Consider the following 14,335-nt stretch of genomic DNA (forward strand, 5'->3'; position numbering starts at 1 on the left):
GGAATTTTTCGTCATGATGGCAAAAGTAAAACACTTCGCGCTGGCTATCACCCTGATATTGGGCGCCCCCTTGGCCCTGGCAGAGGGTAAGGTGGTGATTCTGGACCTTCAGGCGGCTGTGTTGAGCACTGACGCTGCACAAACGCGCCTGGAAACCCTGGAAAAGGATGAAGATTACGCGGCGTTGCGCACTCGCTATCAAAGCTTGACCTCCGATCTGCAGGCTTTTCAGGAAGATGCCCAAAAGAACGGCATGACCTGGTCAGACGAGCAAAAGCAGCAGAAGCAGGAAGAGATGCGTGGCATGCGCGAGCAGTACGAACGCACTGTTCAGGCGCTGCAGGGCGAACGTCAGCAGGTCATGCAGGCGATTATGCAGGAAATGGGTGGCCGAACCCAGGAAGCTCTGGCTCAATTGATTGAGGCTGAAAAAATCGACTTGGTCCTGAACAGCCAAAGTGCATTTCACGCCTCTGAAGATTACGATATCACCGCCAAACTGACCGAAATGCTGAATAAGAGCAATTGATTGAGGGCTTGATGTGGCACAAGCCTATTCTTTGGCAGAGTTAGCCGCCTGGTTGGGAGCAGACTTCGAAGGCGATGGGGAATGCTCTCTGACGGGGCTGGCCACGCTTCAGAATGCCCAACCGGGGCAACTGAGCTTTATTGCCAACCCTAAATACCGCAAGTATCTCTCTGAAACCCGTGCTTCCGCTGTGATCGTAAAACCGGATATGGCGTCGGACTTCGAGGGAAACAAGCTGCTTACCGACTCGCCCTATGAGGCTTACGCACGCCTCACGGAGCGCTTTGATGACCGCCGCCCCGGCCTGCCGGGGCAGCATCCGACCGCAGTGATCGGCGAAGACTGTGAGATCGACGACACGGCGTCCATTGGTCCCCACGTCGTTCTGGGTAATAACGTTCGGGTGGGTCCCGGTGTCGAGTTGAGTGCGGGTGTGGTCGTCGGAGATGGCTGCTCGATAGGAGAGGGCACTCGAATTGCTCCGCGCGCAGTGCTGTATCACAACATTCGAGTAGGGCGTCATTGCGTAATTCACAGCGGAGCGGTGATTGGCGCCGATGGTTTCGGTTTTGCTCCCTCTGGTGAAGGGTGGCTAAAAATCCACCAGCTCGGAGGGGTTTACCTGGGGGATGGTGTTGAAGTCGGGGCCGGGACCACAATTGATCGCGGCGCTCTGGATGACACCTGGATTGATGATGGCGTAAAAATCGATAATCAGGTGCAAATTGCTCACAATGTACGCATTGGTAAAAATACCGCCATTGCTGGTCAGGCGGGTATTGCCGGTAGTACGACGGTAGGAGAGAATTGTACTTTTGCCGGTGGCGTTGGCGTTGTTGGCCATATTGATATCACAGATGGCGTCCATGTTACGGGGATGACCATGGTAACTCACTCTATTGACGAGCCTGGTTCATACTCCGCCGGGACGCCGTTCTCGACCACCCGTGAGTGGCGCCGTAACGCGGTGCGTTTCAGACAATTGAACGAGCTGGCGCTGCGCCTGAAAAAGCTCGATCAACAGACCGAATAACCGAGGCGACGCCTGTTATGGCGTTGCGGATTAATAGAGCCGGCCGCTGTCGCCCGGCGATTATGTATATCAAGGGTCGTTGACTATGATGGATGTTAGAGAAATTCGTGAATACCTGCCCCACCGTTACCCGTTTTTGCTGGTGGATCGGGTGGTAGAGCTGGTGGAGCACGAATCAATTGTCGCATACAAGAATATTTCGGTGAACGAAGAGGTATTCAACGGCCACTTTCCCCAAAGCCCGATTTTCCCCGGTGTGCTCATTCTGGAAGCGCTGGCCCAGGCCTCTGGTATTCTGGGCTTTAAAAGCGTTAACAAAACGCCGGAAGATGGCTCTATCTATCTGTTCGCCGGCGTGGACAATGTGCGCTTCAAGCGCCAGGTGATTCCGGGAGATCGATTGACGCTGGAATCACGGGTGGTGTCAGTCAAGCGCGGAATCTGGAAATTCGAATGCAAGGCGAGTGTGGACGGCGCATTGGCGGCCTCCGCCACCATTATGTGTGCAGACCGCCAGGTTTGATCCCGGCTCGATCTCGATAGTGGTCAAAGTGGCCAAATAGAGAGACGGCCCATTTTCAGGTTCCAGAGAAGAGTGAGGCAAGCCTTGATTCACCCCTCAGCGATTGTTCACCCCGACGCTCGGTTGGCACCCGATGTTACAGTAGGGCCTTGGACCCTGATTGGCGCAGATGTAGAGGTTGGTGCAGGCACGGTGATTGACTCCCACGTGGTGATTAAGGGGCCGACCCGTATCGGTGAGCACAACCGTTTCTATCCCTTTTCCACCATCGGTGAAGACACGCCGGATCTGAAATACGATGGTGAACCCACCCGTTTGGTGATTGGCAACCACAACACCATTCGTGAGGGCGTCACCATTCACCGGGGCACGGTGCAGGACCGCAGTGAGACCACCATCGGGGATCACAACCTGCTAATGGCCTACGTACACGTCGGTCACGACAGTGTGCTGGGTAACCATTGTATTCTGGTGAACAATACCGCGCTGGCCGGTCACGTTCACATCGGTGACTGGGCAATTCTCAGCGGTTTCACACTGGTACACCAATATTGCCATATCGGTGCCCACAGCTTTACAGGAATGGGCACCGCGCTTGGTAAAGATCTGCCCGCCTATGTCATGGCCAGCGGCAACCCAGCGGCGGCCAAAAGTATTAATGCCGAAGGCTTGCGCCGCCGCGGTTTCAGCAAAGACGATATTGCGTCGATTCAACGCGCTTTCAAAGTGTTGTACCGCCGCGGCTATACCATGAGCGAAGCGATGGAATCGCTAAATGATATGGCCGGAGATTGCGAGGCTTTGCAGGTGATGGTCGAATCCATCCAGAATTCATCCCGCGGTATTGTTCGGTAGAGGTTGCCATGACCGAGCACATTAGCCGCACATCCAGCCGTTTGCAGATTGGCATGGTAGTGGGCGAGTCTTCAGGCGATATTCTTGGGGCGGCGCTGATGCGGGCCCTGCGTCAGCACTTTCCTGACTGCGAGTTCAGCGGTATCGGCGGGCCGCGAATGTTAGAGCAGGGTTTTCACTCCTTTTTTCCGATGGACCGTCTCTCGGTAATGGGATTGATTGACCCGCTCAAACGCTTGCCTGAGCTGCTGAAAATTCGTAAGTTTATCAAGCGCCACTTCACTGAACAGCCGCCCTCAGTGTTTATTGGTGTGGACTCCCCGGACTTCACCTTGAATATTGAACGCCACCTTCGCGAGGCGGGCATACCGACCGCGCATTACGTGAGCCCCTCGGTTTGGGCGTGGCGGCAGGGACGGATCAAAGGCATTAAGCGGAGCGTCGATCTGATGCTGACACTGTTGCCGTTTGAAGCTGATTTTTACCGTGAGCACAAAGTGCCCGTGGAGTTTGTGGGGCACCACCTGGCCGATGAAATCCCCATGGATGTCGATCGTAAAGCGGCTCGCTCAGCCCTGAGAATTCGCGAGGATGGGCCTCTGGTGGCGCTGCTACCGGGCAGTCGCAGTGGTGAAGTGGAACAGCTGGGAACGCTGTTTTTGAAAGCAGCGCGCCTTTGCCGGGAAAAGCGGTCTGGAATACAGTTTGTTATTCCTGCGGCGAGTCCCGAGCGGTACCGACAAATCCACCATCAATTATCGGAGTTCGTGGATCTGAATGTTCACCTGGTCCAGGGCCGTTCCCGGGAAGCCATGGCCGCGGCCGATGTGGCGTTGATCGCCTCCGGGACGACGGCTCTGGAGTGTATGCTGCTGAAAACGCCGATGGTAGTGGCTTACAAAATGGGTTCAGTGTCTTATTCGATTATTTCCCGCATGGTGAAAACGAAATACGTTTCGTTACCCAATCTGCTGGCGGGGCGACGACTGGTCCCTGAGTTGCTGCAAAAAGCAGCCACCCCAGAGGCGCTGAGCACCGAAGTCCTGAACTATTTTGACCACCCGTCACAGACGGAGTCGTTGCGGGAGACTTTTGCGGATCTGCATCGCGAGTTGGCCTGTAATGCCAGTGATCGCGCGGCTGACGCGCTTGCTGACCTGATCCGGGAGCACGCATGAGTTCGCTGTTGTCGCCGTTTGAACCTGCTTATCGCGGGTTGTTGTTAGCCGGTGTGGATGAAGTCGGGCGGGGTCCGCTGGCGGGCGACGTGGTGGCGGCCGCCGTTATTTTGAACCCGGAGGCGCCGATTGAAGGATTGAACGACTCCAAAAAACTGACCGAGCGTCGCCGTGAACGCTTGTTTGACGACATTCAGGAAAAAGCCACCGCCTGGTGTATAGCGCGAGCGTCGGTTGCAGAAATCGATGCGCTGAATATTCTGCAGGCAAGCCTGCTGGCAATGACCCGCGCGGTGCAAGGGTTACCGCAAACGCCGGAGCATGTGCTGGTGGATGGCAACCGGCTGCCGGAGTGGGACTTTTCAGCCGAGGCGGTGATCAAGGGCGATAGTCGTCACCCGGCCATTAGTGCGGCTTCTATTTTGGCCAAAGTGGCGCGGGATCGTGAGATGGTCGCGCTGGACAGCGAGTATCCGGGCTACGGGTTCGCGGGCCATAAAGGCTACCCTACAAAAACGCATTTGGAAGCGCTGGCGCAATTAGGTGTGACGCCCATCCACCGCACCTCCTTCTCGCCAGTACGCGAGCGCCTGGCTCAAGTCGAGCTGTTTTAAAGCCGTACACGGGCTTTACCTTCAAAACTGACCGGACAACCGCAATGACTATGAGCACACAATTCGTTCACCTGCGCGTCCACACGGAATACTCTCTCTCGGACAGTCTTGTTCGAATCAAGCCTCTGGTCAAGAGAACGGTCGAGCTGGGCATGCCCGCCGTTGCCGTCACTGACCAAACCAATTTCTATGGGCTAATCAAATACTACAAAGCCGCCCAGGGTGCCGGACTCAAGCCCATCGCGGGCAGTGATTTTCTGGTGGCGAACAGCGACCCCGAGGGCAAGCCCACGTTACTGACCCTGTTGGCGATGAACAACAAGGGCTATAAAAATATTATTGAACTGATTTCTCGCGCCTGGCGCCAAGGCCAGCAACAGGGAGTGGCGTATCTGCAGCGTGAGTGGGTGAGTGAACTGAGCGAGGGCATCATTGCGCTCTCTGGCGGTAAATTCGGTGATGTTGGTGTGGCACTGGTGGCGGGCCGGAATGCACTGGCACGTGAACTGCTCGATGGCTGGATGGCGGATTTCCCCAATCGCTTCTATTTGGAATTGCAGCGCACCGGCCGGGAAAATGACGAAGACTATCTGCATGCGGCGGTTGATCTGGCCTCCGCCGCGCAGTGCCCGGTGGTGGCCACCAATGATGTGCGCTTTCTGACGCAGGATGAATTCGAAGCCCACGAGGCACGGGTGTGTATTGGTGAAGGCCGCACGTTGGACGATCCCCGTCGCGAACGTCGCTACAGCGATCAACAATACCTGCGCTCGCCCGCCGAGATGGCCGAACTGTTCAATGATATTCCCGAGGCGTTACAGAACTCGGTGGAGATTGCCAAGCGCTGCAATTTGGAAATCGAACTGGGTAAATATTATCTCCCGGAATACCCGATTCCTGATGGTATGACGGAGAACGAATTTTTCGCCAAAATTTCCTATGAAGGGTTGTACAAACGCCTGGCAAAAATTCTGGACGCCGAGGCGCCGGATTACGAAGCGCATAAGAAACGCTATGAAGAGCGCCTGCAATTTGAGCTGGACATCATCATTCAGATGGGGTTTCCCGGCTACTTCCTGATTGTTATGGACTTTATTCAGTGGGCCAAGGATCACGATATTCCGGTGGGACCGGGCCGGGGTTCCGGTGCCGGCTCACTGGTGGCGTATTCACTGCAAATTACCGATCTTGACCCACTGCAGTACGATTTGCTGTTCGAGCGGTTCCTGAACCCGGAACGGGTGTCTATGCCCGACTTTGATGTCGACTTCTGCATGGATAATCGCGATCAGGTTATCAGCTATGTGGCGGAAAACTACGGTCGCGATGCGGTGAGCCAGATTATCACCTTCGGCACCATGGCCGCCAAAGCGGTGGTGCGGGATGTGGCGAGGGTACAGGGCAAGTCCTACGGGCTGGCAGACAAGCTTTCCAAGATGATTCCTCCCACGCCGGGCATGACACTGGAAGTGGCACTGGAGCAAGAGGAAGTGCTGCGTGAATTTCTGGAAGTCGATGAAGAAGCGCAGGAAATCTGGGAAATGGCCCGTCAGCTCGAAGGCCTTGCCCGGAACGTCGGCAAACACGCCGGGGGGGTTGTGATTGCCCCGACCAAACTGACGGACTTCGCGCCGCTGTATTGCGACGAGACCGGGGGTGGGCTGGTTACCCAGTACGATAAAAATGATGTGGAAGACGCCGGTCTGGTGAAGTTCGACTTCCTCGGGCTGAGGACGTTGACCATCATCGACTGGGCCAAGGCAATGATCGATCAGCAGCGGCAGAAAACCGGCGAGCCGCCACTGGATATTACTGCCATTCCGCTGGATGATAAACCGACGTTCGATATGCTCAAACGTGCGGAAACGACGGCGGTGTTCCAGCTCGAATCCCGCGGGATGAAAGACCTGATTAAACGCATGGTGCCCGAGAGCCTGGAAGAGTTGATCGCGCTGGTAGCGCTGTTTCGCCCCGGCCCTTTGGACTCGGGCATGGTGGATGACTTTATCAACCGTAAGCACGGCCGCGCCAAGGTGGCGTACCCGGATGCGCAATATCAGCACGAGCGGTTGGAGCCAATTCTAAAGCCCACCTATGGCGTGATTGTGTACCAGGAACAGGTCATGCAGATTGCCCAGGAGCTGGCCGGTTACAGTCTCGGTGGCGCCGATCTCTTGCGCCGCGCCATGGGTAAGAAAAAACCCGAGGAAATGGCCAAACAGCGGGAAGTTTTTGAATCCGGGGCCAAAGAGCAGGGCATTGATCCCGATCTGGCAATGAAAATCTTTGACCTGGTGGAAAAGTTTGCCGGTTATGGTTTCAACAAGTCGCACTCCGCGGCCTATGCGTTGGTGTCATACCAGACCGCCTGGCTGAAGGCACACTATCCGGCGCACTTTATGGCGGCCACCATGTCGTCGGACATGGATAAAACCGATAAAGTCGTGACATTCATCGAAGAGTGTCGCCAGATGAAGTTGCAACTGTTGCCACCGGATGTGAATACGGGTGAGTTTCAGTTCAGTGTGGACGGCGATAACAACATCATTTACGGGTTGGGAGCGATCAAGGGACTAGGCGAAGGCCCGGTAGAGAGCATTATCGAGGCCCGCAAAGAGGGGCCGTTCAAGGATCTATTCGATTTTTGCGCCCGTGTCGATCCACGCAAAGTGAACAAGCGCGCTCTGGAAGCTCTGATACGTTCAGGTGCTGCGGATCGGCTGGGCCCGGGGGTAGACATTGATTACGACCGTGCCGTAATGTTTGCCGCGATTAACGAAGCCGTCAAGACCGCCGAGCAAAAAGCCGCGAACCAAAGCGCCGGCATGGTGGATCTGTTTGGCGACGTAATCCCCGGGGGTGATCCCGAAGGTGACTCTTACGGTGAGTTCCACAAAGTGCGCAGCTGGAGTATGAAAGAGCGTCTGCACGCTGAAAAAGAAACACTGGGCCTCTACCTGACGGGCCACCCGATTGATGAGTATGAGCATGAACTGAATCATCTGGTCAGCTCGCGAATTGCCGATCTTAAACCGCAGAAAGAGTCCCAGACCGTGGCGGGGCTGGTGGTGGCGATGCGGGTGATGAAGACCAAGCGAGGCGACAGCATGGCGTTTGTCACGCTGGATGATCGCACCGGTCGGATTGAGGTGGCCGTGTTCAGCGATGCCTTCGCCGAAGCGCGTGACCTGCTGCTGAAAGACAGCCTGCTGGTCATAACCGGACAGGTCAGCCACGACGATTACAGCGGTATGCTGAAAATGCGAGCGGATAATCTGCGGTTGCTCTCGGATGTGCGGCAGGATCGTGCCCGGGAACTGTGTCTGTCCGTGGCGTCGGATGAGCTGTCGGCCCACTTTTCCCGACAATTGGGGGAGTTGCTGGATCCCTACCGCGAAGGGCGTTGCCCGATTGTGATCGAGTATCGACGACCCGACGCCTGCGGTCAGGTTCGCCTGGGTCAGTCCTGGCAGGTGCGCCCTGAAGATGACCTGCTCCAGCGCCTGCGTGACACCTACGGTGTCGACAGTGTCCGCCTGGTTTATTCTTGAACAACGTCGCCCTTGTGCCGGGTTCACGTCGGCCCATCAGATGACTATGTGACCCTAGAGGTCGACTAATGGGGCGCTTTCGCGTATCTTAGGCGCCCTTCAATACGTGTTTACTGTCAGTAAAACGACACTGAGCCTGAAAAGCCGACTATGAACCTGAACTATCTGGAATTTGAACAGCCCATCGCCGAACTCGAAGGAAAAATCGAGGAACTTCAGCTGGTGGGTAGTGATAACGACCTCAATATTGCCGAGGAAATCGCCAAACTTCGGGAAAAAAGCACTAAGCTGACCGAAAGTATCTATGCGCAGCTCACACCCTGGCAGGTGGTGCAGGTAGCGCGTCACCCGCACCGTCCCTACACCTCGGACTATATCAAACGTCTTTTTACCGACTGGGATGAACTGCACGGCGACCGCCACTTTGGCGATGACCACGCCATTATCGGTGGTGTGGCCCGCCTGGGCGACAAGCCGGTGATGGTGATCGGCGAGGAGAAAGGTCGGAGCGTCAATGACAAAGTGTATCGCAATTTTGGCATGCCGCGCCCTGAGGGTTACCGCAAGGCCCTGCGCCTGATGGAAATGGCCGAGCGCTTCAAGCTACCGGTACTGACACTGATTGATACCCCCGGAGCCTATCCCGGCATCGATTCCGAGGAGCGCGGCATCAGTGAATCCATTGCCCAGAATCTGGCGGTGATGTCGCGGTTGCGCACTCCCATTATCTGCACCGTCATTGGCGAGGGCTCGTCCGGCGGTGCTCTGGCCATCGGGGTAGGGGATCAGCTGAATATGCTGCAGTATTCCACCTATTTCGTGATTTCCCCGGAAGGTTGCGCCAATATTATCTGGAAAACCGTGGCCAAGGCACCACAGGCCGCGGAAGCCATGGGGGTTACCTCCACCGTACTGGAAGAGCTGGGTATTGTGGACGAAACGATTCCCGAGCCACTGGGTGGTGCTCACCGCGATATGGACGGTATGGCGAGCAAGCTTAAAGAGCGTCTGGCGGCGCAATTGGACCGCCTTGAGGGGGAGCCCATCGATACATTGCTCGAGCGTCGTTACGAGCGTTTGATGAGCTATGGCAATCCCTGATCGCTGACGCGTCAATGGCTCCATAAAAAAACCCCGCTTCCAAACGAGCGGGGTTTTTTTATGGGCCCCATCCATGGGCTCATCCGCACGATGGTCCGGCTTACTGTTTCAGGGCGGCCCGCACCCCGGCGGCGTACTCGGGGTGTACTTGCTCGAAATGTCCAAGCTGGCGTTCGATGATAAAGTCCGGTACGCCCTGCATGGCACCGGCGATGTTGTTGAACAACCGCTGCCGTTGCCCTTCGTCAAACAGCTCGAACAGGGCGCGTGGCTGGCTGTAGTCATCATTGCCTTCGCGATGATTGTAACGGTCAGCGTCGCCGCTGATCTTCAGGGGCGGCTCCAGAACATCGGGTTTTTCCACCGGCCCATTGAACGAGTTTGGTTCGTAATACGCATCCGGATTGGGATGGTTGGGCATGAAGTTCATTTGCCCATCTTTGTGATAGGTGTGAACCGGACACTTGGGGGTATTGACCGGCAGGGCCTCATAATGCGTGCCCAACCGGTGGCGGTGAGCATCGGCGTAGGAAAATATCCGGGCCTGTAACATTTTGTCCGGTGAGAAACCGATGCCTGGCACGATGTTGGACGGTGAGAAAGCCGCCTGCTCAATCTCAGCGAAGTAATTGTCGGGGTTGCGGTTCAGCTCCAGAACGCCGACGTCGATCAACGGGTAGTCGCCGTGCGGCCACACCTTGGTTAAATCGAACGGGTTGTAGGCGGTCTTCTCGGCGTCTTTCTCGGGCATTATCTGCACACACATGCGCCATTTCGGGTACTCGCCTTTCTCCAGAGCACCGAACAGATCCTCTTGCGTCGACTCCCGGGTTTGTCCCACGACTTTTTCCGCTTCCTCGTTGGTCCAGTGTCGATGGCCCTGCACGGTTTTGAAGTGGAATTTGACCCAGAAGCGCTCATTGTCGCTATTGATAAAACTGAAGGTGTGACTGCCGTAGCCATTCATGTGTCGAACATCGGTGGGTAAACCGCGATCGGACATCAATATGGTGACCTGGTGTATGGACTCGGGAGACAGTGACCAGAAGTCCCACATGGCAGTGGGAGAGCGCAGATTGGTTTTCGGGTGGCGCTTTTGAGTGTGGATGAAGTCGGGAAACTTGTAGGGATCACGCACAAAAAATACCGGGGTGTTGTTGCCCACCAGATCCCAGTTACCTTCTTCGGTATAGAACTTGAGCGCGAAGCCGCGAACATCACGTTCGGCATCCGCTGCACCCTGCTCACCGGCGACGGTGGAAAAACGAGCCAGCATCGGCGTCTGCTTGCCGACTTCGCCAAACAGTTTCGCTTTGGTGTACTTGGAAATATCGTTGGTAATGGTGAGAGTACCGTAGGCACCCCAGCCTTTGGCGTGTACCGTGCGTTCCGGAATACGTTCGCGGTTTTGGTGCGCCAGCTTCTCAATGAGCTGATAATCTTGAACCAAAAGTGGCCCTTTTGGCCCAGCGGTCAGACTGTTTTGGTTGTCGCCAACGGGTGCGCCTGCCGAGGTCGTCAATACGGGCTTCTTTTTGTCGGTCATGGTGTTCTCCCTTTGCTTATCTGGTTGCTTGAGCGAAGTCTACGTTGTATGCGTCACTAAGGATTACCTTGATAAGACTAGACGGGTGGGGGCAAAGTGGCCAATTGGGACTTTTTATCGTTTTTATAGGTTTACACGGTCTTAATAAGTGCTGGCTATGAATGCCAGGTCCCTGGCGCGTGATGATCAGCGATTGCTTAACAGTCGATCATACTTGGTGCTGAGCAGGTCATAAAACTTTTCTCTGGCGCGGGCAATGTCCTTTTTCAGGGCGGCGATTTGCTCCAGACTGATATCCGCGCGACCCACATACACCTGTTTGCGAAAGAGGGCGATGTGGCTGCCATATAGGCGCAGACTCCGTTCCAGATTTTTTTCCCCCAGCATTAATAGTTTGGCTTCGGCGTCGGCGAGCCCTTTAAATTCGTTGACTAAATCGGCACTGATCGTGTCCAGCTCATTTTTTCGTTCGGCGGGCCAGCGCTCGCCAAATTGAACGGACTCGGAAGCCAGTGACGAATATTTGGCGAACGTGTGCGTCACTTGGCCCACCTGGCTGGAAATAGCTTCGAGGTGAGTTAATTTGCGGTTTTCACGGGGCGAGCGGCTGCCGACTACCGCGTTGCGGCGCATCACCCACCACCCGGCGACCCAGGCGATACAGGCGCCTAGAGCGACCTTGAGAGCGGTGTCCAGCAGCTCGATGTAAATGCCGGTATCCAACATGGGTTCCTCAATGACGTAAACTTGACGTTGGCGGGCCAGTGCTCGCCCTTAACGCCTGCTCTTGCAAGAGTTGAGCCATTTGCATGACCTGGGTTATCCGAGAGACGGGCGCCACCGTCGTCTCCATTCCGCGTCAGGATCGGTGGTTAACCGCCAGCGATTTTTACAATGAACCCTCGCTTCTCCAGCTCGGGCTTAAGTTTGTCGCGCTGGTCGCCCTGGATGGTGATGACGCCGTCTTTCAGGGCTCCCCCTACGCCACATAACTGCTTTAACGTTTTGGCCAGTGATTTAAGGGCGTCATCCTCGAGCGGTACACCTGTTATCAGCGTTACCGCCTTGCCGCCCCGGCCCTTGGTCTCACGGTGTAGGCGGACGATGCCATCTCCTGATGGACGCGGCGTGGAGGCGGGTTCTTGAGGTTTGATGCGACCGGTCTCTGTTGAATAAACCAGGCGACTGTTTTTGCTCATGGCGGTTTGCTCCTCCTTTCCCCCGGTGTTGTCTGGCCGGAGATGATCGACAGGCAATGCGTCAAAGTCGGCATGATACCAAGCCTTGGTGATAGAATCCGCTGCATTGATCAGAAGGTGAATTGCGCATAGCGTCGCAAGATTGAATAGCGCCGCGATGCTGACGGTTCAAAAATCAGCCCTGAGGAGATGATGCTGCTGTGAAACAAGCCTTGAGGGAATTCAGAGACGATACGTTTTACCGGCGATTTGCGCTCACACTCATTCCGTTAGGGATGCCCCTGCTGCTGGCAGGCTGTGGTGAGAGTGCCCGCCAGGCCGGTGAGGAACAGCAAATCGCCGCCTCGCCTGAAGAGCGGCGTATTGAACAGGGCCGCCAGCAGGCTCGTATGTGCATTGGGTGCCACGGGCCGGAGGGGCGCTCACGAGTAGAGTCCTATCCGTCGCTCGCCGGGCTGGATCGTTCATACCTTGCCGAGCAACTGCACGCGTTTCGCAGTGGCGAACGGGATAACCCCATGATGTCCTCTATTGCGCGAAACCTTGATGACGAGGCGATTGCCGTTCTCAGTGCTTACTTTGCGACTCGTGAGGCCGGCAATGAGTGAAGTAAAGGGCCATTGGAAAGCTCGTTGGGAGCCCGTCGTCGAGTCGTTCCGACAGAACATACGAGAAGCGGGAGAAGAGGCGGCGGCGCTGACGGTGTATCGCGCTGGCAAGCCTGTGATCCGCCTGTGGGCCGGGGAGTCGACGCCCGGTACACCCTGGCAGGAGAATACCCGCGTCAATCTGTTTTCTGCCAGCAAGGGCGTCGTGGCCCTGGCGGTATTGCAGCTGGTGGAGGCCGGTCATCTGTCTCTGGATCAGCCCGTGTCCGATCTATGGCCGGCATTCGCTCAGGCCGGCAAGCAGGACATTACGGTGCGCATGCTACTTAGTCACCGTTCCGGACTGTCCGCGTTGCAAGAGCGTGCGCCGGAAGCGGCCATTTTTGACTGGAATGACATGACGGCTCGTGTCGAAGCCGCACGGCCCTGGTGGACTCCGGATTCAGCCCAGGGCTACTCGCCTTTTCTGTTTGGCTGGGCGCTGGGTGAAGTGGTGCGACGGGCCGCTGGCGTGGAGCGATTTTCAGACTGGGTTGAGACGAGTATCGCCAGGCCATTGGGTCTGGGCCTTACTTTTGGTGCTGCGGGAGACGCGCCCGTGGCGGACTCTCGACCATTAAAACGTGGGCTGGGGCTACCCAGTAACGGCGCCGACAGTCAGTCGCTGGGCAAAATCATGAAAGCGGATCCTCGTGGTGTGACCAATCAGGCGTTCAGCAATCCGGTGTCGCTGCTGACGGCCAGCAACAGCGAGGCCTGGCGCGCCGCCGAGATTCCCGCTGCCAATGGTTATGCCAGTGCGACGGACCTGGCGGCCATTTATGGCGCACTGGCTAACGGTGGGCAGGCGGCGAATGCTCGGTTGCTGTCCGAGGACATGATTGCACTGTGCGCTCAGGAGCTAACCTTCGAGGATGATCGTGTCCTGGGTTTACCGCTTCGATTTGGTCACGGCTTCATGTTGTCCCAAAAGCGTGATGATTGTCGCTTTGGGCGCGGACGAGGTGCCTTCGGACACCCCGGCGCTGGAGGTTGTCTGGGCTTTGCCGACCCCGATTACGGCATTGGTTTTGGCTATGTGACCGGTCGTATGGGCCCGAGCCTGCTGATTGATTCCAGGCCTCAACGATTAATAGATGCGCTTTATACAGTGCTGGGAGATACCTTATGACGAACGATCATGCGATTGAAGATCTGCAGTCGCGCCTGGCGTTTCAGGAGCAGACGTTAATGGAATTGAATGCCGTGGTGGCGAGCCAGGCGCTGCACATTGACCGGCTGGAACAGCAGATCCGGGCTCTGGCGGGTACTTATCGGGATTTGCGGAATGAAATGGACTCGCCGCCAGCGGCACCGGCGTCAGAGAAGCCGCCGCATTACTGATAACACTCGTAGTAACGCAAGCACCAGAGTATATAGCGGGAGCAGCGGAAGTGAAGGGACGTGTTGAGTGACGGAATATTGGCGTCAAAATTTACTCTTTTTTACAGTTTTTTCAGATTTATCGGCTAAACTTGGGTCATCCCATACTACAACGACAGGATTGGCCCCATCTAATCATGAGGCAGGGAGACTCAAACCAACTGAGGCGGTTCAGC

At 56.2% G+C, this 14,335-nt stretch carries 14 protein-coding genes; 11 read left to right on the forward strand and 3 right to left on the reverse strand.

The window, feature by feature from the left end:
- Window positions 1-13 precede the first annotated feature (13 nt).
- From ACQCLF_RS13510 to ACQCLF_RS13545, 8 genes are all read left to right on the forward strand, one after another.
- A complete protein-coding gene (locus ACQCLF_RS13510) occupies window positions 14-529 on the forward strand; it encodes an OmpH family outer membrane protein (RefSeq protein ID WP_426988154.1) in 516 nt (171 codons plus the stop codon).
- Window positions 530-542: 13 nt separating this feature from the next.
- Window positions 543-1,562, forward strand: a complete 1,020-nt coding sequence (gene lpxD, locus ACQCLF_RS13515; protein WP_426988156.1) for a UDP-3-O-(3-hydroxymyristoyl)glucosamine N-acyltransferase — start codon at window positions 543-545, stop codon at window positions 1,560-1,562.
- Window positions 1,563-1,647: 85 nt separating this feature from the next.
- A complete protein-coding gene (gene fabZ / locus ACQCLF_RS13520; RefSeq protein WP_426988158.1) occupies window positions 1,648-2,085 on the forward strand; it encodes a 3-hydroxyacyl-ACP dehydratase FabZ in 438 nt (145 codons plus the stop codon).
- A gap of 72 nt (window positions 2,086-2,157) precedes the next feature.
- Complete coding sequence (lpxA, locus tag ACQCLF_RS13525; RefSeq protein WP_426988160.1) at window positions 2,158-2,940, forward strand: acyl-ACP--UDP-N-acetylglucosamine O-acyltransferase; 783 nt, start codon at window positions 2,158-2,160, stop codon at window positions 2,938-2,940.
- 8 nt (window positions 2,941-2,948) lie between these two features.
- Window positions 2,949-4,118, forward strand: a complete 1,170-nt coding sequence (gene lpxB, locus ACQCLF_RS13530) for a lipid-A-disaccharide synthase (protein WP_426988162.1) — start codon at window positions 2,949-2,951, stop codon at window positions 4,116-4,118.
- On the forward strand, window positions 4,115-4,732 hold the full coding sequence (gene rnhB / locus ACQCLF_RS13535; RefSeq protein ID WP_426988164.1) for a ribonuclease HII: 618 nt from the start codon (window positions 4,115-4,117) through the stop codon (window positions 4,730-4,732). The genes lpxB and rnhB overlap by 4 nt, the downstream gene beginning before the upstream one ends.
- Window positions 4,733-4,782: 50 nt before the next feature.
- Complete coding sequence (gene dnaE / locus ACQCLF_RS13540) at window positions 4,783-8,283, forward strand: DNA polymerase III subunit alpha (protein WP_426988359.1); 3,501 nt, start codon at window positions 4,783-4,785, stop codon at window positions 8,281-8,283.
- Window positions 8,284-8,433: 150 nt separating this feature from the next.
- Window positions 8,434-9,384, forward strand: coding sequence for an acetyl-CoA carboxylase carboxyltransferase subunit alpha (locus ACQCLF_RS13545; protein ID WP_426988166.1), 951 nt, complete (start codon window positions 8,434-8,436; stop codon window positions 9,382-9,384).
- Window positions 9,385-9,484: 100 nt separating this feature from the next.
- Here ACQCLF_RS13545 and ACQCLF_RS13550 read toward each other — a convergent pair whose 3' ends face one another.
- From ACQCLF_RS13550 to yciH, 3 genes are all read right to left on the reverse strand, one after another.
- The gene (locus ACQCLF_RS13550; protein WP_426988168.1) at window positions 9,485-10,930 is read right to left on the reverse strand and encodes a catalase; all 1,446 of its coding nucleotides are present in this window, start codon (window positions 10,928-10,930) and stop codon (window positions 9,485-9,487) included.
- Between the two features lie 186 nt (window positions 10,931-11,116).
- Window positions 11,117-11,656: an energy transducer TonB gene (locus ACQCLF_RS13555; protein ID WP_426988170.1), complete on the reverse strand. Its 540-nt coding sequence runs from the start codon at window positions 11,654-11,656 to the stop codon at window positions 11,117-11,119.
- Window positions 11,657-11,802: 146 nt separating this feature from the next.
- Complete coding sequence (yciH, locus tag ACQCLF_RS13560) at window positions 11,803-12,129, reverse strand: stress response translation initiation inhibitor YciH (RefSeq protein WP_426988172.1); 327 nt, start codon at window positions 12,127-12,129, stop codon at window positions 11,803-11,805.
- A gap of 200 nt (window positions 12,130-12,329) precedes the next feature.
- Here yciH and ACQCLF_RS13565 point away from each other — a divergent pair, with 200 nt between their 5' ends.
- Genes ACQCLF_RS13565 through ACQCLF_RS13575 form a run of 3 tightly spaced genes read left to right on the forward strand, consistent with a single transcriptional unit; the run spans window position 12,330 to window position 14,120 of the window.
- Entirely contained in the window at window positions 12,330-12,737 is a 408-nt protein-coding gene (locus ACQCLF_RS13565) for a c-type cytochrome (RefSeq protein ID WP_426988174.1), read from the forward strand.
- Entirely contained in the window at window positions 12,730-13,908 is a 1,179-nt protein-coding gene (locus ACQCLF_RS13570; RefSeq protein ID WP_426988176.1) for a serine hydrolase domain-containing protein, read from the forward strand. The genes ACQCLF_RS13565 and ACQCLF_RS13570 overlap by 8 nt, the downstream gene beginning before the upstream one ends.
- Complete coding sequence (locus ACQCLF_RS13575; protein ID WP_426988178.1) at window positions 13,905-14,120, forward strand: SlyX family protein; 216 nt, start codon at window positions 13,905-13,907, stop codon at window positions 14,118-14,120. The genes ACQCLF_RS13570 and ACQCLF_RS13575 overlap by 4 nt, the downstream gene beginning before the upstream one ends.
- Window positions 14,121-14,335 lie beyond the last annotated feature (215 nt).

The sequence above is a fragment of the Marinimicrobium sp. ARAG 43.8 genome (genome assembly GCF_050113635.1).
In the GTDB taxonomy this organism is placed as follows: Bacteria; Pseudomonadota; Gammaproteobacteria; order Pseudomonadales; family Cellvibrionaceae; genus Marinimicrobium.

Bases quoted from the DNA above. Each gene is read 5' to 3' on its own strand.
- ACQCLF_RS13510 (WP_426988154.1), top strand. From the start codon at position 14: ATGATGGCAAAAGTAAAACACTTCGCGCTGGCTATCACCCTGATATTG.
- fabZ (WP_426988158.1), top strand. From the start codon at position 1,648: ATGATGGATGTTAGAGAAATTCGTGAATACCTGCCCCACCGTTACCCG.
- lpxB (WP_426988162.1), top strand. From the start codon at position 2,949: ATGACCGAGCACATTAGCCGCACATCCAGCCGTTTGCAGATTGGCATG.
- rnhB (WP_426988164.1), top strand. From the start codon at position 4,115: ATGAGTTCGCTGTTGTCGCCGTTTGAACCTGCTTATCGCGGGTTGTTG.
- dnaE (WP_426988359.1), top strand. From the start codon at position 4,783: ATGAGCACACAATTCGTTCACCTGCGCGTCCACACGGAATACTCTCTC.
- ACQCLF_RS13545 (WP_426988166.1), top strand. From the start codon at position 8,434: ATGAACCTGAACTATCTGGAATTTGAACAGCCCATCGCCGAACTCGAA.
- ACQCLF_RS13550 (WP_426988168.1), bottom strand. From the start codon at position 10,930: ATGACCGACAAAAAGAAGCCCGTATTGACGACCTCGGCAGGCGCACCC.
- ACQCLF_RS13555 (WP_426988170.1), bottom strand. From the start codon at position 11,656: ATGTTGGATACCGGCATTTACATCGAGCTGCTGGACACCGCTCTCAAG.
- yciH (WP_426988172.1), bottom strand. From the start codon at position 12,129: ATGAGCAAAAACAGTCGCCTGGTTTATTCAACAGAGACCGGTCGCATC.
- ACQCLF_RS13570 (WP_426988176.1), top strand. From the start codon at position 12,730: ATGAGTGAAGTAAAGGGCCATTGGAAAGCTCGTTGGGAGCCCGTCGTC.
- ACQCLF_RS13575 (WP_426988178.1), top strand. From the start codon at position 13,905: ATGACGAACGATCATGCGATTGAAGATCTGCAGTCGCGCCTGGCGTTT.